We start from the raw sequence: 19,928 nt of genomic DNA on the forward strand, positions 1-19,928 counted from the left end.
TATAGTTTAGACGTATAATTAATTAAATCCCTAACAAATGAAAACTAAAAAGTATGTAATAGCTATGGCTATTTTCGGAGGTGTATTATTTACAGCTCAAGCAACAAATCTTATTGATTTAAATGGACAACAAACAACAGAAGTTGATAAACGAAAAATTAGAATACCGTCAGGAGAATAAAAAATTATTCTTTAAAGGATCATTAGTTGCAATTATTATTGCACTAACACCTTTATATTTTCAAATTTATAAAAGTGTTCCAAAATCAAAGGTTTGGGACACTTTTTTATTTACATATGAAAGTATCTATTACAGAGATGCAAATGTTGCGTTTTGGATATTAACAGGAAAAGTAGTCCCATTGTTTTTATTAACTATTTGGTTTTTCACCTGTCGACATTGGTGGTATCATGCCCTACTAGTACCAATATGTCTATATATATATCAAGGAATGGGTGTTTTTAATGATGACATTCTATATTTCGACGAAGTTAATTTTTTGCACTTAGTACCTGTAATGATAGTAATTATACCATCCATCTATCTTGTAAGAGCTAGAATTTTCAATCATTTAAACACTGTAGATAAAACTACACAAGATTTAGAAGACGAGTTAACATTCAAACCTAAAACATTTTGGGGAAAAGTCAAGCAATACTTCTAAACCTAACGTACTTCTAGTAACTAATTTTCAAACAAAAAGACTATCATTACTTTAGACTAAAATAAGACTCCATTTTTAATGCTTTTAATTATAATAATTTTGTAATTTGTTTCAGTTTTAAAAATCACTCTAATTATGTCTAAACCGCTCTCTCCTTTTTCTAAAGAACAATTACTTCCTCAAGAGGAAACTTTAGAAATATACAAACATAAAAGCGAGCTTTTTATAGGAATACCTAAGGAAACTGCTTTTCAAGAAAAGCGTGTTTGCCTAACTCCCGATGCTGTTTCTGCAATTGTAAGTAATGGACATCGCGTTTTAATAGAATCAGAAGCAGGAAAAGGCGCTAATTTTAGTGACAAAGATTACAGCGAAGCTGGAGCGGAAGTCACAAAAGATACCGCAAAAGTATATTCTTGTCCTATGATTTTAAAGGTAGAACCTCCTACTCTAGACGAATTAGAATTAATAAACCCACAGACTACATTAATATCTGCGCTTCAAATAAAAACACAAACCAAAAAATATTTTGAAAAACTTGCTGCTAAACGCATTACCGCTTTGGCTTTTGAGTTTATTCGTGACGAAGATGGGGCTTTTCCTGCTGTTAGAGCATTAAGTGAAATTGCGGGTACTGCTTCCGTTTTGATTGCATCAGAATTATTAAGCAACTCAAGCAACGGTAACGGTTTAATGTTTGGTAATATTAGCGGTGTACCACCTGTAGAAGTTGTTATTTTAGGCGCTGGTACAGTGGGTGAATTTGCAGCAAGAAGCGCTATTGGTCTTGGAGCAAACGTCAAAGTGTTTGATAACTCTATTACTAAACTACGTTGTTTGCAAGCTAATTTAGGTCGTACAATATACACATCAACTATTCAACCAAAATACTTAAGCAAAGCCTTAAAACGTTGTGACGTTGTTATTGGTGCTGTAAGAGGAAAAGACAGATCTCCAATTTTAGTATCCGAAACCATGGTTGAAAACATGAAAAAAGGCTCTGTAATTATTGATGTTAGTATTGATATGGGAGGTTGTTTTGAAACTAGCGAAATCACAACACATGATAACCCTACTTATCGTAAAAACGGCGTTATTCATTATTGCGTTCCAAATATTCCAGCACGTTATTCTAGAACAGCTTCGGCTTCTATAAGCAACATATTTACGCCTTATCTGCTTAAAATTGCGGATGATGGCGGATTAGAACACGCTATTCGTTTTGATAAAGGACTTAAAAATGGGCTGTATTTTTATCATGGTATTTTAACTAGTCGTGCAGTTGGAGAATGGTTTGACCTAAAACATAGTGATATTAACCTATTAATATTCTAAATTTGCAATTCAAAACTTTAGAATGAAAATATTACACAGATTTGGTTATTACTTTGGTGGATTTGCAATTGGACTTGTAATTTTAGCTTTTTTCTTAAACGGAAGAGGTGTGTCTTGCGAGTATAGTTATGGCCCAGAAGCTAGAGTCCTTAAAAACATTAGAACAAAAACACTACATTTTTCTTCAGAAAGCGAAGCATTAATAGCATCAAAAACTATTGATACAGCTTCAATAAGTTATATTCTTAAAGAAGGAGATATTGATTTCTCTAAAAGTGAAGCTAGAAAAAAACCTTGTGGCGTCTATTATATATACGGCGAAACTAAAGAAAATAAAAATTTAAAGTTTTATATTGAGAACTGCGACAGTATTGCAACTTTAAAAAACATAACATTTTTAGACTAAAGACTATTCTATTTTAAATACAAAAAAGAGCGATTTGTTATAACAAATCGCTCTTTTTTTATTTTACCACATAACAACTAACGTGTTATTTTTGTTTTCTTCTCTTACGCTCTGTTTTTAATAATGTTAATTCGCGACCTGTTTGCCCTGCAACCGAAGTGTTTTCTTCTGCACGTCTAATTAAATAAGGCATCACATCTTTAACAGGTCCAAATGGCAAATACTTTGCAACATTATAACCTTGAGCTGCTAAATTAAAACTAATATGATCACTCATGCCGTATAATTGACCAAACCAAACGCGGTTGTCTTTTTTATCGATACCTAATTTCTCCATCAATTGTAATGCTAAATAAGAGCTCTCTTCATTATGCGTGCCAATAAAGATGGAAATAGTCTCTAAATTATCTAATATATACAACAGACAATCATTAAAGTTTTTGTCTGTAGTGATTTTGTCTTTACAAATTGGAGATGCATACCCTTTATCTTTAGCGCGTTCACGCTCTTTTTCCATGTATGCGCCACGAACTATCTTATAACCTAAAGTATAACCTCCAGATTTAGCACGTGCATGAGAAGCCTTTAAAAACGCTAAGCGATCATGTCTATAAGTTTGTAACGTATTATACACAATAGGCTTATCCGTGTTATAAATTTTCATCATATCCTCCGCCAATTGATCTGCAGCATCTTGCATCCAACTCTCTTCTCCATCAATCAAAACTTCAACATCACGGGCTTTAGCCAATTTACAAATAGAATGATATCTATCTACAATTCTATTCCACTCCTGCTCTTCTTCCTGAGTAAATACTTTGCCTTCTCCTTTTTTCTGAAACAAGAAAATACGCCCTAAACCTGTTGGTTTAAACACAACAATAGGCATAGCTTCTTTCTCATCACTAAACTCAACCAGCTTCATTATTTTTTCTTTAGCTGAATCAAACTGGTTTTCAATAGCTTTTCCTTCTACCGAGTAATCTAAAACAGAACACACACCAGCAGTATACATCTTATCAATAACAGACAAACAGTCGTCCTCATTAACACCACCACAAAAATGATCAAACACGGTAGCACGTATTAAACCTTCTACCGGTAGATGTGCTTTTAAAGCAAAATTAGTAGCTGCCGTACCTATCCTAACCAAAGGTTGGTTAGATATCATTTTAAATAAAAAATAAGCGCGTTCTAATTCAGAATCGCTTTTAAGCTTAAATGCAACTTCTGTGTTTTCAAAAAAAGTAACCTTTGCCATATTATAATTTCGTTTTAGTCAAAACAAATATACCATCTATTACCATTATTTTTTAAAAAAACTATTAATTTTACGTTCTAACGTTTTAAAGTATTTATGACTCCTATTCAAACTCAAGATTACAGCATACAATTCAATGATGATTGTTACACAGCGCTTAATAAATACATTAACCAGCATTCGTTTTCAAACATCTTTGTTTTAGTAGATAGCAACACTTCAGAGCACTGCTTACCAATCTTTTTAAGACAATTAGAAACTGATTTAACTATTGAAATAATAGAAATTGAAGCAGGAGAACAAAATAAAACTATAGAAACTTGTTCCGGCGTATGGCAAACTTTATCTGAGTTAAGAGCAGACAGAAAAACACTAATGCTAAATTTAGGCGGTGGAGTTGTTACTGATTTAGGTGGTTTTGTTGCATGCACCTACCAAAGAGGAATTAAATTTATAAATATCCCGACGACACTTTTATCTATGGTAGATGCTTCTATTGGTGGTAAAAATGGTGTGGATTTAGGAAACATAAAAAACCAGGTAGGAATTATAAAAACACCTAACATGGTTTTAATTGATACTAACTATTTAGAAACGTTATCTAGTCGAGAAATGCGTTCTGGCTTAGCCGAAATGCTAAAGCACGGATTAATACGTGACGAATTGTATTACAACAAGTTATCTGCTTTATCTAATCTAACACTTGAAGACTTAGATCAGCTTATATACGACTCGGTCTTAATTAAAAAAGATATTGTAGAACAAGATCCAACGGAGCAAAATTTAAGAAAATCGCTTAATTTTGGTCATACTCTAGGGCATGCAATTGAGTCTTATTATCTAAATCATGAGACCAAATCTTTACTACATGGAGAGGCTATTGCAATAGGAATGATTTTAGAAACCTATTTATCTAGCCAATTACTAAATTTTCCAACTGAGAAAACAAAATCAATCAAAGAGAATACGCTAAAAGTGTATGGGAAAATAGACATTCCGGAAAAAGACTACGCACCTATTATTGAATTGATGAAGTTTGATAAAAAGAACGAAAAAGGCACCATTAACTTTGTATTACTAAACACTATTGGTAATCCTGAAATTAATTGCGTCATCCCTAACGACTTATTAATCAAATCTTTAAATTTTTATAACGAATAATTTCATTGTATTAAAAAATTGCTTAATTTTAAGTAATTGCAGCAATGCAAGACTATCCTAACCAGTTAATTATAAACATATTGGTATGCGAAAAGTTATTGTAGATTATAAAAAGTTAACACCAGAAGTACTAACACTGTTAACTCAAAAGTTTCCCGATGGTTATGGAGACAAGGATATTATTACCTTTGACAACCACCACAACCAAACCATTGAAGCTATTGAGGTTACAAGCCAAGACACCATATTTTTAGTAAAGGTTAGCAGCAAGCTACATTACACCATGACCAATGTTGATACTATTGATGATGCTACAGTAAACAGTGATGGTCATATAGTAATTGATTTTAAAGACAACACAGAAAACAGGCCAGAAGATAGCAACTACATTATTTCTAACGAAGAAGAATAACTACTTCAAGTAACGCTCCTTAATCACATTTACGTGATGCTTCTCATGTCCGATAACTAAAAACCCTAAAGCCCTAACAGAAACTGCCCCACTACCAGCTACACCTTTACTCTTAAGCGCGTTATCAGAAAAGCTTTTAAACAAAGCTACTGTTGCTTTCCTAACTAAAGTGTACTCCTCTAACAAATCTGCAATAGAACGCTCTGAAGCACCAGAAGCTAATACGTACTCATTCTCATCAAATCCAGAAAGTGCGGTTTTATCCTGCCTAGCAAAGCGCAAAGCTCTGTAACAAAATATACGCTCAGTATCTATCAAATGACTAATAATCTCTTTTATGGTCCACTTACCCTCATCATATCTATACTCTAATTTTGCAGGAGCAATTGTAAGATAGAAGTCATATATTGTTTTAAAGCTAGACTCTAAGCCCGATAATAACGTTACACCCTCTGCTTGATCGATATAACCTTTAAAATAAGGTAAATACTCGTCTTGTTGTAAATCTGAAATAGTCATTAAAATATTTTTTAATAAAATTAAACAAAAAACGCCTCATAAAAATGAAGCGCTTTATAATTGTGTACTGCAAAAATCTATAAATCGTTAAAAATGCTATGCATTAAACGTTTTTTATCATTTATACTTTCCTCTAAAGATATCATAGTTTCTGTTCTATAAACACTTTCAATGTCATCTAACATAAAAATAACATCTTTTGCATGCTCTGTATTTCGAGCTCTAATTTTACAGAAAATATTGAATTTACCTGTAGTAACATGTGCAACCGTAACATAAGGAATCTCAGCAATACGCTCTAACACGAATGCTGTTTTTGAAGTGTTTTGAAGAAAAACTCCAACGTAAGCTATAAATGAATACCCTAATTTTTTGTAATCTAATGTTAAAGAAGACCCTTTAATAATCCCTGCATCTTCCATTTTCTTCACCCTAACATGAACAGTACCAGCAGAAATTAATAATTTTTTTGCTATATCTGTAAAAGGAACTCTTGTGTTTTCGATTAACATATCAAGAATCTGGTGATCAATTTCGTCTAGTTTAAACTTTGCCATTTTGTAATTTTATTAAATAAAACACAAAAATAAAACATTTTTCATAAATTATCTACATCAAAATTGAAGAAAATTAAAGATTTAATGATAATTTCACATTATCTATATTTACGAAATCGTTTTCGTAACCTTCAAACACCACCTGATTACTTGCAGTAAAAATCCTACTATTATTCGCATTCAGCACTTTATGTCCATAAAAATCGGATAAATCACCAATAAAAACAATTTGCGGCACAAACATTAGTTCCTTATCTACCAATCTTTCTTGATAATTAACACCTACGTCTTTAATGCCATCATCAAATTGAGCGTTTTTAATAATTATATCATAAAATAACTTCCCGTTTTCTGGAATAGAAAAATAATCGATATAATCATCACCACTAACAACGGTGTTTGCAATACAATCCAAACCCACCAATAAAGACTTATAAATAAAACGCCTCACCTCTTCTCTATTGTAATCATCCTTATAATGTCCAGCCTCAAAAAGCACCGTAGGCGTTTCTAAAAACTGAAAAGCATCACCAACACAGTTAATATTAAAACCGTCATCATAACGCCCTATTTGATCAGGTAAGTCCGATTGCAACGTTGTATTTATAGCATTAATAATAGACATCGCCTTTTTTCTAGCTACAGTTAAGCTTCTATCACTATCTGCTGAGGGGGATAAAAACGACAAGGTTGCCACATTATTAGTTTCTCCAGCACTAAATAATGTACGTTGCCCATGCAAATTAAAGCAGAAATCAGGTTTAAAAGCATTATAACAATCTAAAAGCACACGACTTTCTGGCTGTGTCAACTCTTGAGCATCTCTATTTAAATCCACTTGATTAGCATTTAATCTAGTATACACTTCTGATCCATCTGGATTAAGCATTGGTATCAATTTAATGGTACAAGTTTCTAAAATAGAACTTAAATCATCTTCAATAAAACTGTTTAACATATCAAAAGCAGCCTTCGTAGTCGTGGATTCGTTGCCATGCATTTGCGACCAAAGCAATACTTTTTTTGGTCCTGTACCAAGTGTAATAGTATAGATATCTTTTCCTAGAACTGACTGTCCAATGATTTCTGATTTAAACCTAGAGGGCAATTTAGTTATTAAGGGAGTAAGATTATCTAGGGTAATATATCGCCCATAAAGTGATGACTCTTTACAGGTCTTAAATAAGTTGTTTAATAATGTATGATTCATGTGTGTTTGTTTCGTTTACAAATGTAACCAAATACTTATTTACAAATGTAAACACTATAATTTACATTTGTAATTTACGGTTGTAAACAAAAGTGATTAGAAAGCGTACAATTTTAACTTACTAAAGATCTGCATATTACTAAATAATCATTAGCAAACACAACTAATTTGTTTTCAGTTATTTATATTAATCTATTTAAAGCTATTATTTAATGTATTAACACTTGCCTACCTCTACAAAATCATAATACTTAGTTAAGTTTTACATTTGTAACACTGTTTATACCATGTAAATGTTTACATTTGTACCACCATGTTAAACAACGCAGATTTTTCAAAAAGACTACAAAAAGTCATCGAATACTATAGTGAAAGCGCCTCTTCTTTTGCCGAAAAAATAGGCGTTCAACGCTCTAGCATATCGCACATTTTATCAGGTAGAAACAAGCCAAGTTTGGAGTTTGTTTTAAAAGTACTCTCCTCTTTTCCGGAAGTAGAATTATATTGGTTGATGAATGGAAAGGGTGAATTTCCAAAAATTGAATCTCAAAATAGACAAGAACCAATTGCACCTGTTTCAAAAAAAGATGACCAAAATTTATTCACGGATTCAAAAAATGAAAATCCAGTAGAACCAAAAAATTCTGATTTATTAAAAAATTTAAATCATAAATCTTCCAATGGAAAAATTATTGAGCGCATCGTAATTTTTTATTCGGATGGAAGTTTTTCAAATTTTGAAAATTCGTAATTCTACCTCCACTATTTTATTTTTCAAATTGAAAATATTTTTTTCAAGAAATTTTCTATTTGGTGAAAATTTAAAAAATTGACATAATTTAGAAATTCAACAAAAAACTATAAAATTTTAGAATTATTGATTTTACTCCCTTTTTTCTTTAATTTTCAAATTTCACGAATTTGTAGTTAGGTACATAAAATTTTCAAATACGCGATTTATAGAAAGGTTGGATTTTTGATATTATAATCAAACATTTCATTAATTTTGTTTAAACTCTTTTTTGATGAAATTAAAATTTTTATACCTAATAGTATTGACCTCTTTTTTTAGCTGCTATAATGTGGAACGTAATTGTACCGATTTTAAAACTGGGCAATTTTATAGCGAAGTCAAAGTTGCTGACAAAATATATAAATCTACATTTACTAGAACTGAAAATTTACAAATAGAATCCTACGATGGTAAAATTGATAGCTCAAGCGTAAGATGGGTAAACAACTGTGAAGTTATTTACAAAACCATTAATCCCAAAAACATGGCCGAACGTAAAGATGTTCATTTAAAAATACTAACCACAACAGATTCGTCTTATACTTTTGAATATTCTTATGTTGGCGAGACTAACAAGCAAAAAGGTATTGCCTATATTAAAAAATAAATTATGTTAGAATTTTTCACTTCCAGCGATGCTATTTTTGCATTAATTACTTTAACGTTTTTAGAGATAATTCTAGGAATAGATAATATTGTATTTATATCTATTGCAGCCAATAAACTACCCGAAGAGCAGCGTGCTAAAGTCACCAACATTGGATTGCTTTTAGCTATGGTGCAACGTATTATATTGCTATTTTTTGTGTCGTTTTTAGTTGGTCTTTCTGAACCGTTTTATAAACTAGATTTAAATTGGATGCATTTGGAAATTAGCTGGCAAGCACTAATTCTGTTTTTTGGAGGTTTATTTCTAATATATAAATCTACATCAGAAATAAGAGAGAAAGTAGAAACACCAAAACATGATGAAGATGAAGTTAAAGGAAAAGTGATTAAATCCTTTCAACAAGCTATTATTCAGATATTGATTTTAGATTTTATATTCTCCATAGATTCTATATTAACAGCAGTAGGAATGACCAATGGATTATCAGATAATCACAACTACAACCTGATTTTGATGATTATTGCTGTTGTTATCTCGATAGGTATTATGATTGCATTTGCTAACAAAATAAGACTATTTATAGACAAAAATCCTAGTGTACAAATCTTAGGCTTATCCTTCTTGATCTTAATAGGGTTTATGCTTATTACTGAAGCTGGTCACCTATCACATACCACCTTTTTCGGAAATACAGTAGGTGCAATCCCTAAAGGGTATTTGTATTTTGCAATTGCTTTTTCTTTATTTATTGAGTTTTTGAATCAAAAAATTAGCAAGAAGAATTAATAAAAACCCCTACGAAACATTAGTAAAAAAAAAGCCCAACTTATAGTTGGGCTTTTTTTTATAGTTAAAAGAATAATAGACTTATCAAAATAACGTCACCTGACCTTTATCATCCAACCCATAACCTGTGTCCGTATCATCATCATCCTTTTTCTCTGATTTTGGCTTTTCTTCCTTAACATCAGGTTTAGGTGTTTGTTTTACTATAGGTTCTGTAGTTTTTTGTTCTGGAGATTTTGACTCTGCTTTAGGAGTTTCTTTTTCTACCTTTACAACTTCCTCCTCAACAACTTCCACTTCTTGCGCAGGCACTTCTTCTGGAGCTTCATATGGAATAGATTCTAATAAATTAATAGCATTCACCTTATCCTTAGTTAACTGATTTCCTAAAGCTGTAATCCCTTTTATAGATATAAACTCTTCTAAATTGACTGTTTCGTTTTCTTTTCTATCCTTACCTCTTTCTTTAGCAAAAACTATTTCTGCTACTGGTTTCCAATCAGTAGATACAATTTCTAGCTGTGATTTCTCGTGTTCTGTGATAAATACTTCTTCTTTATTTTCATTTTCAATTACAAAACGTTTAACATAATAACGTTCTTTTTCGCCATCAAAATAAATTGCAGAAATTGGCTTTTTCGGCACCCATTTTTCCATCACAATCATATCATCATCAAAATGCAATGTCACTTCTGGCGTAACTGTTTTTACAATACCTTTTTGGTTTATAATTAACAACTTGTCCTCACCTCTAAATTCACCTACCAATTCTCCTCTAGAATCTACATTTAGTCTTTGAACAGTATCATCAAACCATATTTTACGAGGTTTTAATGTGGAAATTCCTTTTTCTTTAAGCTCAACCGTTTTTATAGCGTGCTTAGTCACAACATTTCCTTTAGACGCACGCCCTTTAATTAAAATGTCTGCAAAATCTAAATCCCACTTTAACTTTTTAACACTTCCAACTTGTCTTAAACTAATAGCAACAACTTCTGCTTCTCCATTTGGGTTTGCTGAGAAATACCACGTTTTAGATCCTTTATTACCATTAGTTAAATCGTACTCTTTATCTCTAGTAATAGATGTTACTGCAAAGCGCTTGACATACGACGCACCTTTAGTACCGTCGCGATAAATCATATTATAAATAGTACGTTTATCCTTTTTCTTAAAAACAGCAACATGAATAATATTTTTTCCTATAAATGTTTTACTGTCTACTTTAGTCACCATCATTTTACCTTCCGCAGTAAACGCAATAATATCATCTATATCACTACAATCACCAACATATTCGTCACGTTTTAACGATGTCCCGATAAACCCTTCTTCACGGTTTACATAAAGTTTAGTATTTCTAATGACAACTTTAGTAGCATCTACATCTTCAAACGCACGTAATTCTGTTTTACGCTCGCGTCCTTCTCCGTATTCTTTTTTAAGCCTAACAAAGTAAGTTATAGCATATTCAATTAAATTAGCTAAATGATGTTTTACTTCTGCGATACTAGCATCAAGTGCATCAATTTTTTGCTGTGCTTTATCTATATCAAATTTAGAAATACGCTTAATTCTAATTTCTGTTAAACGTGTAATATCTTCTTCTGTAACTGCACGTTTTAAATGCTTAATATGTGGCTGAAGTCCTTTATCTATAGCTTTAATTACACCTTCCCAAGTTTCCTCTTCTTCTATATCGCGATAGATACGATTTTCAATAAAAATACGTTCTAAACTAGCAAAGTGCCATTGCTCTTCAAATTCACTTAGCTTTATTTCAAGTTCTTGCTTTAATAAATCGACCGTATTATCTGTACTACGACGTAACATTTCGGTTACTCCGACAAATAATGGTTTATTATCCTCAATAACACAGCCTAATGGCGAAATTGACGATTCGCACGCAGTAAAAGCATACAAGGCATCAATAGTTTTATCTGGAGACAAACCTGCAGGTAAATGAATCAAAATTTCTACTGTAGCAGCAGTATTATCTTCAATTTTCTTTATTTTAATTTTCCCTTTGTCATTTGCCTTTAAAATAGAATCTATTAATGACGATGTTGTTGTTCCAAAAGGTAACTCATTAACTACTAACGTATTTTTATCAAATTGACTAATTTTTGCACGACAACGGACTTTTCCACCACGCAAACCATCATTATAATCACTACAATCTGCAATACCACCTGTCGGAAAATCTGGAAATATAGTAAACCGTTTTCCTTGTAAATGTTTTACAGAAGCGTCAATAAGCTCGATAAAATTATGAGGCAATATTTTTGTAGATAATCCTACCGCAATCCCCTCTCCTCCTTGCGCTAACAATAAAGGAAACATAACTGGTAAATTTGTAGGCTCTTTACGACGACCATCATACGAAGATTGCCATCGTGTTATTTTTGGGTTAAAAACAACGTCTAAACCAAATTTAGAAATCCTAGCTTCAATATACCTTGAAGCTGCTGCACGATCTCCGGTTAAGATGTTACCCCAGTTACCTTGCGTATCTATTAGTAAATCTTTTTGTCCAATTTGGACCATAGCATCTGCAATACTTGCATCTCCGTGTGGGTGATACTGCATAGTATGTCCAACAATATTAGCTACTTTGTTATATCTACCATCATCCAAATCCTTCATGGAATGCATGATACGTCGTTGTACAGGTTTAAAACCATCTTCAATAGCTGGTACTGCACGTTCTAATATTACATATGAGGCGTAATCTAAAAACCACTCTTTATACATACCAGTGATTCTGGTAATTGTTTCTTGAGGTTCTTGGGGTTCTTGATGCTCTAAATTGTCTTGGTTATTGTTAACTAAGTCGTCGTTGGTTAGGTCGTCGTTTTCTTCTATCATCTATTTATCCTCTTCGATTAAATCAAGTTCAACTTTTAGGTTATCAATAATAAACTCTTGTCGTGTTGGTGTGTTTTTACCCATATAAAAGGACAATAATTCTTCAATGGACATATTATCATCCAGCATAATTGGATCTAATCTTATATCTTCTCCAATAAAATGAACAAATTCATCTGGACTAATCTCCCCTAAACCCTTAAATCTAGTGATCTCTGGTTTTGGCTTCAGTTTTTCAATTGCATTTCGTCTTTCTTCATCACTATAACAATAAATAGTCTCCTTTTTATTTCGAACCCTAAACAATGGGGTTTGTAATATATATAAATGCCCTTCTTTTATAACTTCTGGAAAAAACTGTAAAAAGAAAGTAATTAACAACAATCTAATGTGCATTCCATCAACATCGGCATCCGTTGCTATTACAACATTGTTATATCTTAAATCTTCTAAGGACTCCTCTATATTTAAGGCTGCTTGAAGAAGATTAAACTCTTCGTTTTCGTAGACAATTTTTTTAGTTAATCCGTAACAATTTAGGGGTTTTCCTTTTAAACTAAAAACAGCTTGTGTGTTAACATCACGAGATTTAGTAATGCTACCAGATGCAGAGTCTCCCTCTGTTATAAACAATGTGCTTTCTAGGTTACGTTCGTTTTTAGTGTCTCCAAAATGCACACGACAATCACGTAATTTTTTATTGTGTAAACTCGCTTTTTTAGCGCGGTCTTTTGCTAGTTTTCTAATTCCTGACAACTCTTTACGCTCACGTTCTGCTTGTAAAATTTTACGTTGAATTTTATCAGCAGTTTCGGGATTTTTATGTAAATAATTATCTAAGTATGTTTTTAAAAAGTCAGTAATATAAGTACGTACCGTTGGAAGCTCTCCCCCCATATCTGTAGACCCTAACTTTGTTTTAGTCTGACTTTCAAAAACGGGTTCCATAACCTTAATAGCTACAGCACTAACAACAGATTTACGTATGTCTGAAGCATCATATTGTTTTCCAAAAAAGTCACGAATAGTTTTTACTATTCCTTCTCTAAAGGCATTTAAGTGTGTTCCTCCTTGCGTAGTATTTTGTCCGTTTACAAAACTATTATATTCCTCACTATACTGGGTTTTACTGTGTGTAAGCGCCACTTCAATATCATCTCCACGAAGATGAATGATTGGATATAGCAAATCCGTTTCGGCTATTTTTTCAGCTAATAAATCTTTTAAACCATTTTCACTATAGTACTTTTCTCCATTAAAAACAATGGTTAAACCTGGGTTTAAGTACACATAGTTTTTAAGCATTTTTACAATATACTCTGCTCTATATTTGTAGTTTTTAAATATAATTTCATCCGGAATAAAAGAAACTTTTGTTCCTTTACGACGCGTTGTTTCTTCTAAAAACTCTTCGTCCATTAAATTACCCTGCGCAAAATCTGCAGAAGCACTTTTTCCGTCTCTAGAAGATTCTACTCTAAAATAAGAAGATAATGCATTTACTGCTTTTGTACCAACACCGTTTAATCCTACCGATTTTTTAAAGGCTTTAGAATCGTATTTACCACCGGTATTCATTTTAGACACAACATCTACCACTTTTCCTAATGGAATACCACGACCGTAATCACGCACTATAACTTTACTACCTTGTATAGAAATCTCAATAGTTTTACCAGCCCCCATTACAAACTCGTCAATCGAGTTATCTAACACCTCTTTAAGCAGAATATATATACCATCATCTGGAGACGATCCGTCACCAAGCTTACCAATATACATCCCTGGACGCATACGGATATGTTCTTTCCAGTCTAGTGATCGTATATTGTCTTCGGTATATTTAGTTTGTTCTGACATAAAATTTAGGTGCAATTTGAGATACGTTGCTAATATAATATAACCCTTTAAAAAATGAAACCTTGAGGCGATAAAGTAATTAACAATAAATAGATATTATTGTTCAGAACGTTGATTTTTAACAATTTTCGGCTTTATCCTTTAAATATTGGTTTCTAGTTTTTAAAAGTGTTGTCATGTATTTTTTTAAAAACAGATTATTTGCCAATCGGCCCAATACACCAAAAGGTGATTTAAACCAAAATTTATCCGTCATAATTGTTTTACCGCCTTCAAAAACAAAAATATGCTCGTGCTTAAAACTTTTAAAGGCTCCGGAGACCATTTCATCTACAAAATAGTGAGGCGAATCAAACGCTGTTATTTTAGACGTTAACTTCTGTTTTACGCCAAAATGAAACGCTTCCCAAGTCACCCATTCATTTAAACCAATTAAACCAGAAGTCTTTCCTGCTATAGCTTTTTCGTTAGAATGCGCCATAGAATCCTTATGAAAATCTATATTTCTGGACAAATCAAAACAAGTTTGAATATCTGAATGTATTATTGTTTTTATTTCGATTAAAGGCATAACACAAAGGTAGTGAAATAAAAAAAACGAGATGAAAATTCATCTCGTTTTAGTGATATATATCTGATGAGAATCAAATTGATAAATTATTTAGAATAATCGTCAAATTTAACTCCAATAGTGATATTATTTATACATTAAATAAGAAATGCATTACATCCCCATCTTTAACGACATATGCTTTACCTTCTACTCTCATTTTTCCAGCTTCTTTTACTTTAGATTCACTTCCGTATTCAACATAATCCTCATAACCAATAACTTCAGCACGAATAAACCCTTTTTCAAAATCAGTATGAATAACACCCGCAGCTTGTGGCGCTGTAGAACCCACATTTATAGTCCAAGCTCTTACCTCTTTTACACCTGCAGTAAAATACGTTTGTTGATTTAATAATTTGTAAGCCGAACGGATTAATTTAGCAGATCCTGGCTCTTCCAAACCTATATCTGATAAAAACATTTGACGTTCTTCATAATCATCCAACTCATTAATATCTGCTTCAGTACCAACAGCTAAAACAATTACTTCAGCGTTTTCGTCCTTAACAGCATCTTTTACAAGATCCACGTAAGCATTTCCAGAGACAGCACTTTCTTCATCTACATTACATACATATAATACAGGTTTTCCTGTAATTAATTGCGCTGGATTAACAAACTCCTCTAAATCTTCATCAGAAAACTCTAATGCTCTTACAGATATACCTGCTTCTAAACCTGCTTTTAATTTTAATAAAACAGCTTCCTCTTTTTGAGCCTCTTTATTTCCTGTTTTTGCAGCACGTTTAACTTTATCTAATTTTTTATCTACAGTCTCTAGATCTTTAAGTTGTAGCTCCATGTCGATAGTTTCCTTATCTCTAATAGGATTTACATTACCATCAACATGTATAATATTATCATTATCAAAACAACGTAATACATGTAAAATAGCATCAGTTTCTCTAATGTTTCCTAAAAATTGATTCCCTAAACCTTCTCCCTTACTTGCACCTTTAACTAAACCTGCAATATCAACAATCTCTACAGTTGCTGGTAAAACACGTTCTGGGTTTACTAAGCTTTCTAATTTTTCTAATCTTGGATCCGGCACATTTACCACACCTATATTAGGCTCAATAGTACAAAACGGAAAGTTGGCACTTTGCGCTTTTGCGTTAGATAAACAATTAAATAACGTTGACTTCCCAACGTTTGGCAATCCTACTATACCTGCTTTCATGTACAAAAAATTTATGATAATTTAAGGCTGCAAATATAGTACTATCTGAACAACAATTAACGACTTGATAAATTTTTAATTTTTTTAGAATTACACTGAAAAAAAATCATTTTTATGATGTTAATTCTATGTTCTAACCAATTAAATAGCTAAATTTTTAAGCATACGTAATTGTATTGTGAAAATTTTAACATAATTTAGCAATCAATTAATTAAAACCTATCAAAAATGAAAAAACTTAAATTATTGTTTCTGCTACTTCTTTCAGTAGCTTTTGCAAATGCCCAAACCAATGTGTCCGGAACGGTATCCGGAGATGATGGCTTTGGTATCCCAACCGTAAATGTTATCGAAAAAGGTACAAGTAACGGAACAACTACTGACTTTGACGGAAAATACTCGTTAAGTGTTTCTAGTGGAGCAACATTAGTATTTAGCTATGTTGGTTACGACACTAAAGAAGTAGCTGTTAATGGTAAAACAAGTATTAATATTACTATGGCTAGCGGAGAAACGTTAGACGAGGTTGTACTAGTTGGATCTAGAACTGCACCAAGAAGTAATGTTAATAGTGCGTTACCAATTGACGTTGTAGGAATTAAAGAATTAACGTCTACAGGTCAAGCAACTTTTGACAAAGCGCTACAATACAGAATACCATCTTTTAACACGGTACAAACACCTGTTAATGATGCAACTTCTTTATTAGATCCTTATGAAATTAGAAACATGGGACCAAGTAGAACATTAATTTTAATTAATGGTAAACGTAAAAATTTAAGTGCGTTACTATATACACAAACGTCTCCAGGTCGTGGAGAAACAGGTGCAGATATCTCTGCAATACCTACAGATGCAATAAAGCGCGTAGAAATTTTACGTGATGGTGCCTCTGCACAATACGGATCTGACGCAATTGCTGGTGTAATGAACATTATATTAAAAGACGAAGTAAACAAAGGTTCTGCAACATTAAGAACGGGTATTACTAGTGAAGGTGATGGAGAAATGATTGGAATTGCTGTAAATAATGGTTCTACAATTGGTGACGATAAAGGATTTATCAATTATACAATTGATTTTTCTAAAACTAATTTAGCAAATAGACCAGGTACTGTAGATGCTGAAGGTGAAGCTGGAGATTTTGGTGCAGACCTTGCGGATGTGCAAGAGTTTTTATCTCGTAACCCAGATGCAAATAATGTGAATGGATCTCCTGAAAATGCATCTTCTAAGTTTTTAATTAACTCTGGATTAGATTTATCTGATAACACAGAATTATATTTTAACGCAGCATATGTTTACAAAAAAGTAAATAGTTTTGCTAACTACAGAACACCATATTGGAGAACTGTTGATGACTACCCTTATTTAGCTGATTTTTTCCCAGGAAGCAATCCTAATACAGCTGGTGGATATGATGGTTATGTACCTACTTTTGAAGGTTTATTGAATGATTATCATGGAACTGTAGGTGTAAAAACTAAAATAAACGACTGGAATGTTGATTTAAGTTACACTACAGGTGGAAACACACAAACATATACTGTTAGCCAATCTCATAACAGAAATGAAGTTTATGGCGTTAGTTATAACCCAGCAACTGATGAATTTGAAGCAACGCCTTTATACGGTGCTAATAGTCAACAATCTTTTAACCCAGGAGGAACAAAATTTACACATAACGTAGGTAATATTGATATTTCAAGAGTATTATCTGATAAAGTGAGCGTTGGTTTTGGTGCTGAGTTTAGAAATGAAACGTTTGAAGTAATTGAAGGTGAATTATCATCTTATGATGGTGGTGGTGCAGATTCTTTTGCAGGAAATAGTCCTGAAAACTCTGGTAAATTCAACCGTTATAATATTGGAGCTTATTTCTCTTTAGATTATGATGTATCTGATGCTTTCTTATTAAGCGGTACTGTTAGAACAGAAAACTATTCTGATTTTGGTAACACATTTGTTTACAAGTTTAGTACACGTTATAAAATAACTGACAACTTAACTGCTAGAGCTTCTATCTCTTCTGGATTTAGAGCACCAACCTTACACCAAATCTATACTCAAAAAGCACAATATAGCTTTATACCTGGACAAGGGATTCAAGTTGGAGGTTTAATAAACAACGTCTCTACACAAGCTAAATTATTAGGTATTCCAGAATTAGATGCAGAAACGTCTAACAACTTTACTATTGGTTTTGGTGGAAAACTAGCTAATAACTTAACATTTACTGTAGACTACTACAATATCTCTGTTGAAGACAGAATTGTTTTAGGATCTGAAATTGGAGCTACAGGAGATGCAACAAACCCTTTAGATATATTATTAAATAATAACAACTTAAGCGATGTTAGTTTCTTTTCTAATGCTATTGACACACGTACTTCAGGTATAGATGTTGTATTAAGTAAGAAAAATATCGAAATTGGTGAAGGTGATTTAGACCTTAATTTATCAGGTAACTATACTATCCAAAACGAAAGAGATGGTGCTGTAAAAGATATTGCTTTGGTTGCTAATGCAGGACAATCTGTAGTTAATGCTACTCAAGAAGCTTTATTCTTTACTTCTAGACCAGAAACTAAGTGGATTTTAGGTGCAAACTACGATATTAACAAGTTTGGTTTCTCTTTAAATAACACTTATTTTGGTAAAACAACTTTTAAGCAACAAGGTTTAAGTAATGATTTACGTACTGAGTTTACTCCAAAAATTGTTACAGATTTAGGTATCAACTTTAATGCTACGGATAAATTAACATTATCATTAAACGTAAACAACTTATTAAATGTATTACCTGAATGGAGCTTTAAAGCAGAAAATGCTGCTGGAGATGCTATTCTTGCTGATGCTGCTGCAACGCAAAATCAGTCTAACTTAATTACATTTAATCAACGTTATTCTCAAATGACTTATGATGGATATCATTTTAGTCAATTAGGAACAATGTTTAACTTTTCTGTAAACTACAAGTTCTAATTTAACTTAGTTTAAAAAGTATATTTTAAAATGCTGCTCAAATTGAGCAGCATTTTTTTTATCTTTAAGTCTAAGAATTCAACCTTTTAAATCAAACAAAATGAGAATTTTAATAATAGGTGGTAATGGTACCATTGGAAATAAAATAAGTCAATATTTTAAAGAAAATAATGACGTCATTATCGCAGCAAGAACAAATGGTGAATTTAATGTAGACATCACAAATAGCCAATCCATTAAAGATTTATTTGATCAAACAGGGCAAGTAGATGCTATAATCTGTATTGCAGGAGAAGCAAAATGGTCACCTTTTAACGAGTTAACAGAAGACGACTATTATATAGGTATAAAAAGCAAATTAATGGGACAAGTCAATTTGGTTAGAATAGGCCAACAGTACTTAAAACAAAATGGCTCTATTACTTTATCCACAGGTATATTGGCTGACGATCCTGTTGTTAAAACTGCTAGTGCGGCAATGGTAAATGGAGGTATACATAGTTTTGCGCAAGCTGCAGCATTAGAATTAGAAAATGGACACCGATTAAACGTTGTGTCTTTAGGAATGGTTGAAGATGCTTTTGAAAAATATAAAGATTATTTTCCTGGTCACAATCCAATCCCAATGCAAAAAGTAATTAATGCCTATGTAAGGAGTGTAAAAGGAAAAATTAACGGAACAATAATCAGATATTACGAATAAC

General features: G+C 32.3%; 19 protein-coding genes. 11 read left to right on the forward strand and 8 right to left on the reverse strand.

What is annotated here, in order from left to right; all coding sequences use genetic code 11:
- Positions 1-37: 37 nt before the first annotated feature.
- The 4 genes from BMZ09_RS16195 to BMZ09_RS12460 all read left to right on the forward strand — a co-directional run bounded on the left by BMZ09_RS16195 (position 38) and on the right by BMZ09_RS12460 (position 2,406).
- Complete coding sequence (locus BMZ09_RS16195; protein WP_177183536.1) at positions 38-181, forward strand: hypothetical protein; 144 nt, start codon at positions 38-40, stop codon at positions 179-181.
- On the forward strand, positions 144-665 hold the full coding sequence (locus BMZ09_RS12450) for a hypothetical protein (protein ID WP_245741144.1): 522 nt from the start codon (positions 144-146) through the stop codon (positions 663-665). The genes BMZ09_RS16195 and BMZ09_RS12450 overlap by 38 nt, the downstream gene beginning before the upstream one ends.
- Before the next feature lie 135 nt (positions 666-800).
- Positions 801-2,000, forward strand: a complete 1,200-nt coding sequence (locus BMZ09_RS12455; protein WP_090841087.1) for an alanine dehydrogenase — start codon at positions 801-803, stop codon at positions 1,998-2,000.
- A 22-nt stretch (positions 2,001-2,022) separates the two neighbouring features.
- On the forward strand, positions 2,023-2,406 hold the full coding sequence (locus BMZ09_RS12460) for a DUF4258 domain-containing protein (RefSeq protein WP_090841089.1): 384 nt from the start codon (positions 2,023-2,025) through the stop codon (positions 2,404-2,406).
- An 85-nt stretch (positions 2,407-2,491) separates the two neighbouring features.
- On the opposite strand, the gene BMZ09_RS12465 is transcribed toward BMZ09_RS12460, so the two are convergent.
- Positions 2,492-3,667, reverse strand: a complete 1,176-nt coding sequence (locus BMZ09_RS12465; protein WP_090841091.1) for a proline dehydrogenase family protein — start codon at positions 3,665-3,667, stop codon at positions 2,492-2,494.
- A 96-nt stretch (positions 3,668-3,763) separates the two neighbouring features.
- Between BMZ09_RS12465 and aroB the strand changes: the two genes are divergently transcribed.
- Together aroB and BMZ09_RS12475 are read left to right on the forward strand one after the other, a co-directional pair.
- Positions 3,764-4,828: a 3-dehydroquinate synthase gene (aroB, locus tag BMZ09_RS12470; protein ID WP_090841093.1), complete on the forward strand. Its 1,065-nt coding sequence runs from the start codon at positions 3,764-3,766 to the stop codon at positions 4,826-4,828.
- Between the two features lie 85 nt (positions 4,829-4,913).
- Positions 4,914-5,240 (forward strand): hypothetical protein, encoded by a 327-nt coding sequence (locus BMZ09_RS12475; RefSeq protein WP_090841095.1) that lies wholly within the window; start codon positions 4,914-4,916, stop codon positions 5,238-5,240.
- On the opposite strand, the gene BMZ09_RS12480 is transcribed toward BMZ09_RS12475, so the two are convergent.
- From BMZ09_RS12480 to BMZ09_RS12490, 3 genes are all read right to left on the reverse strand, one after another.
- Entirely contained in the window at positions 5,241-5,759 is a 519-nt protein-coding gene (locus BMZ09_RS12480) for a DinB family protein (protein ID WP_090841097.1), read from the reverse strand.
- Positions 5,760-5,836: 77 nt separating this feature from the next.
- A complete protein-coding gene (locus tag BMZ09_RS12485) occupies positions 5,837-6,316 on the reverse strand; it encodes an Lrp/AsnC family transcriptional regulator (RefSeq protein ID WP_090841099.1) in 480 nt (159 codons plus the stop codon).
- 73 nt (positions 6,317-6,389) lie between these two features.
- Positions 6,390-7,526, reverse strand: coding sequence for a M14 family zinc carboxypeptidase (locus tag BMZ09_RS12490; RefSeq protein WP_090841101.1), 1,137 nt, complete (start codon positions 7,524-7,526; stop codon positions 6,390-6,392).
- Between the two features lie 313 nt (positions 7,527-7,839).
- Here BMZ09_RS12490 and BMZ09_RS12495 point away from each other — a divergent pair, with 313 nt between their 5' ends.
- From BMZ09_RS12495 to BMZ09_RS12505, 3 genes are all read left to right on the forward strand, one after another.
- The gene (locus tag BMZ09_RS12495) at positions 7,840-8,277 is read left to right on the forward strand and encodes a helix-turn-helix domain-containing protein (protein WP_090841103.1); all 438 of its coding nucleotides are present in this window, start codon (positions 7,840-7,842) and stop codon (positions 8,275-8,277) included.
- 274 nt (positions 8,278-8,551) lie between these two features.
- Positions 8,552-8,926 (forward strand): DNA topoisomerase IV, encoded by a 375-nt coding sequence (locus tag BMZ09_RS12500; RefSeq protein ID WP_090841105.1) that lies wholly within the window; start codon positions 8,552-8,554, stop codon positions 8,924-8,926.
- A gap of 3 nt (positions 8,927-8,929) precedes the next feature.
- Entirely contained in the window at positions 8,930-9,715 is a 786-nt protein-coding gene (locus BMZ09_RS12505) for a TerC family protein (protein ID WP_090841106.1), read from the forward strand.
- An 84-nt stretch (positions 9,716-9,799) separates the two neighbouring features.
- Here BMZ09_RS12505 and BMZ09_RS12510 read toward each other — a convergent pair whose 3' ends face one another.
- From BMZ09_RS12510 to ychF, 4 genes are all read right to left on the reverse strand, one after another.
- Positions 9,800-12,583 (reverse strand): DNA gyrase/topoisomerase IV subunit A, encoded by a 2,784-nt coding sequence (locus tag BMZ09_RS12510; RefSeq protein WP_090841107.1) that lies wholly within the window; start codon positions 12,581-12,583, stop codon positions 9,800-9,802.
- Positions 12,584-14,443 carry a DNA topoisomerase IV subunit B gene (locus BMZ09_RS12515; RefSeq protein WP_090841108.1) on the reverse strand — a complete coding sequence of 620 codons (1,860 nt, stop codon included), beginning with the start codon at positions 14,441-14,443 and terminating at the stop codon, positions 12,584-12,586. It lies immediately after the preceding gene.
- A gap of 118 nt (positions 14,444-14,561) precedes the next feature.
- Entirely contained in the window at positions 14,562-15,014 is a 453-nt protein-coding gene (locus BMZ09_RS12520) for an SRPBCC family protein (RefSeq protein ID WP_090841110.1), read from the reverse strand.
- A gap of 130 nt (positions 15,015-15,144) precedes the next feature.
- Positions 15,145-16,239 carry a redox-regulated ATPase YchF gene (ychF, locus tag BMZ09_RS12525; RefSeq protein WP_090841111.1) on the reverse strand — a complete coding sequence of 365 codons (1,095 nt, stop codon included), beginning with the start codon at positions 16,237-16,239 and terminating at the stop codon, positions 15,145-15,147.
- A 228-nt stretch (positions 16,240-16,467) separates the two neighbouring features.
- Between ychF and BMZ09_RS12530 the strand changes: the two genes are divergently transcribed.
- Complete coding sequence (locus BMZ09_RS12530; protein ID WP_090841113.1) at positions 16,468-19,224, forward strand: TonB-dependent receptor; 2,757 nt, start codon at positions 16,468-16,470, stop codon at positions 19,222-19,224.
- Positions 19,225-19,324: 100 nt separating this feature from the next.
- On the forward strand, positions 19,325-19,927 hold the full coding sequence (locus BMZ09_RS12535; RefSeq protein ID WP_090841115.1) for a short chain dehydrogenase: 603 nt from the start codon (positions 19,325-19,327) through the stop codon (positions 19,925-19,927).
- The last annotated feature ends 1 nt before the right edge of the window (position 19,928 follow it).

Origin of the sequence: Olleya namhaensis, assembly GCF_900114005.1 — a bacterium.
Lineage (GTDB): Bacteria > Bacteroidota > Bacteroidia > Flavobacteriales > Flavobacteriaceae > Olleya > Olleya namhaensis.

Coding starts and splice junctions, on each gene's coding strand:
- aroB (WP_090841093.1), top strand. CDS start 3,764: ATGACTCCTATTCAAACTCAAGATTACAGCATACAATTCAATGATGAT.
- BMZ09_RS12515 (WP_090841108.1), bottom strand. CDS start 14,443: ATGTCAGAACAAACTAAATATACCGAAGACAATATACGATCACTAGAC.
- BMZ09_RS12475 (WP_090841095.1), top strand. CDS start 4,914: ATGCGAAAAGTTATTGTAGATTATAAAAAGTTAACACCAGAAGTACTA.
- BMZ09_RS16195 (WP_177183536.1), top strand. CDS start 38: ATGAAAACTAAAAAGTATGTAATAGCTATGGCTATTTTCGGAGGTGTA.
- BMZ09_RS12455 (WP_090841087.1), top strand. CDS start 801: ATGTCTAAACCGCTCTCTCCTTTTTCTAAAGAACAATTACTTCCTCAA.
- BMZ09_RS12520 (WP_090841110.1), bottom strand. CDS start 15,014: ATGCCTTTAATCGAAATAAAAACAATAATACATTCAGATATTCAAACT.
- BMZ09_RS12465 (WP_090841091.1), bottom strand. CDS start 3,667: ATGGCAAAGGTTACTTTTTTTGAAAACACAGAAGTTGCATTTAAGCTT.
- BMZ09_RS12485 (WP_090841099.1), bottom strand. CDS start 6,316: ATGGCAAAGTTTAAACTAGACGAAATTGATCACCAGATTCTTGATATG.
- BMZ09_RS12530 (WP_090841113.1), top strand. CDS start 16,468: ATGAAAAAACTTAAATTATTGTTTCTGCTACTTCTTTCAGTAGCTTTT.
- BMZ09_RS12505 (WP_090841106.1), top strand. CDS start 8,930: ATGTTAGAATTTTTCACTTCCAGCGATGCTATTTTTGCATTAATTACT.
- BMZ09_RS12490 (WP_090841101.1), bottom strand. CDS start 7,526: ATGAATCATACATTATTAAACAACTTATTTAAGACCTGTAAAGAGTCA.
- BMZ09_RS12480 (WP_090841097.1), bottom strand. CDS start 5,759: ATGACTATTTCAGATTTACAACAAGACGAGTATTTACCTTATTTTAAA.
- BMZ09_RS12460 (WP_090841089.1), top strand. CDS start 2,023: ATGAAAATATTACACAGATTTGGTTATTACTTTGGTGGATTTGCAATT.
- BMZ09_RS12495 (WP_090841103.1), top strand. CDS start 7,840: ATGTTAAACAACGCAGATTTTTCAAAAAGACTACAAAAAGTCATCGAA.
- ychF (WP_090841111.1), bottom strand. CDS start 16,239: ATGAAAGCAGGTATAGTAGGATTGCCAAACGTTGGGAAGTCAACGTTA.
- BMZ09_RS12500 (WP_090841105.1), top strand. CDS start 8,552: ATGAAATTAAAATTTTTATACCTAATAGTATTGACCTCTTTTTTTAGC.
- BMZ09_RS12535 (WP_090841115.1), top strand. CDS start 19,325: ATGAGAATTTTAATAATAGGTGGTAATGGTACCATTGGAAATAAAATA.
- BMZ09_RS12510 (WP_090841107.1), bottom strand. CDS start 12,583: ATGATAGAAGAAAACGACGACCTAACCAACGACGACTTAGTTAACAAT.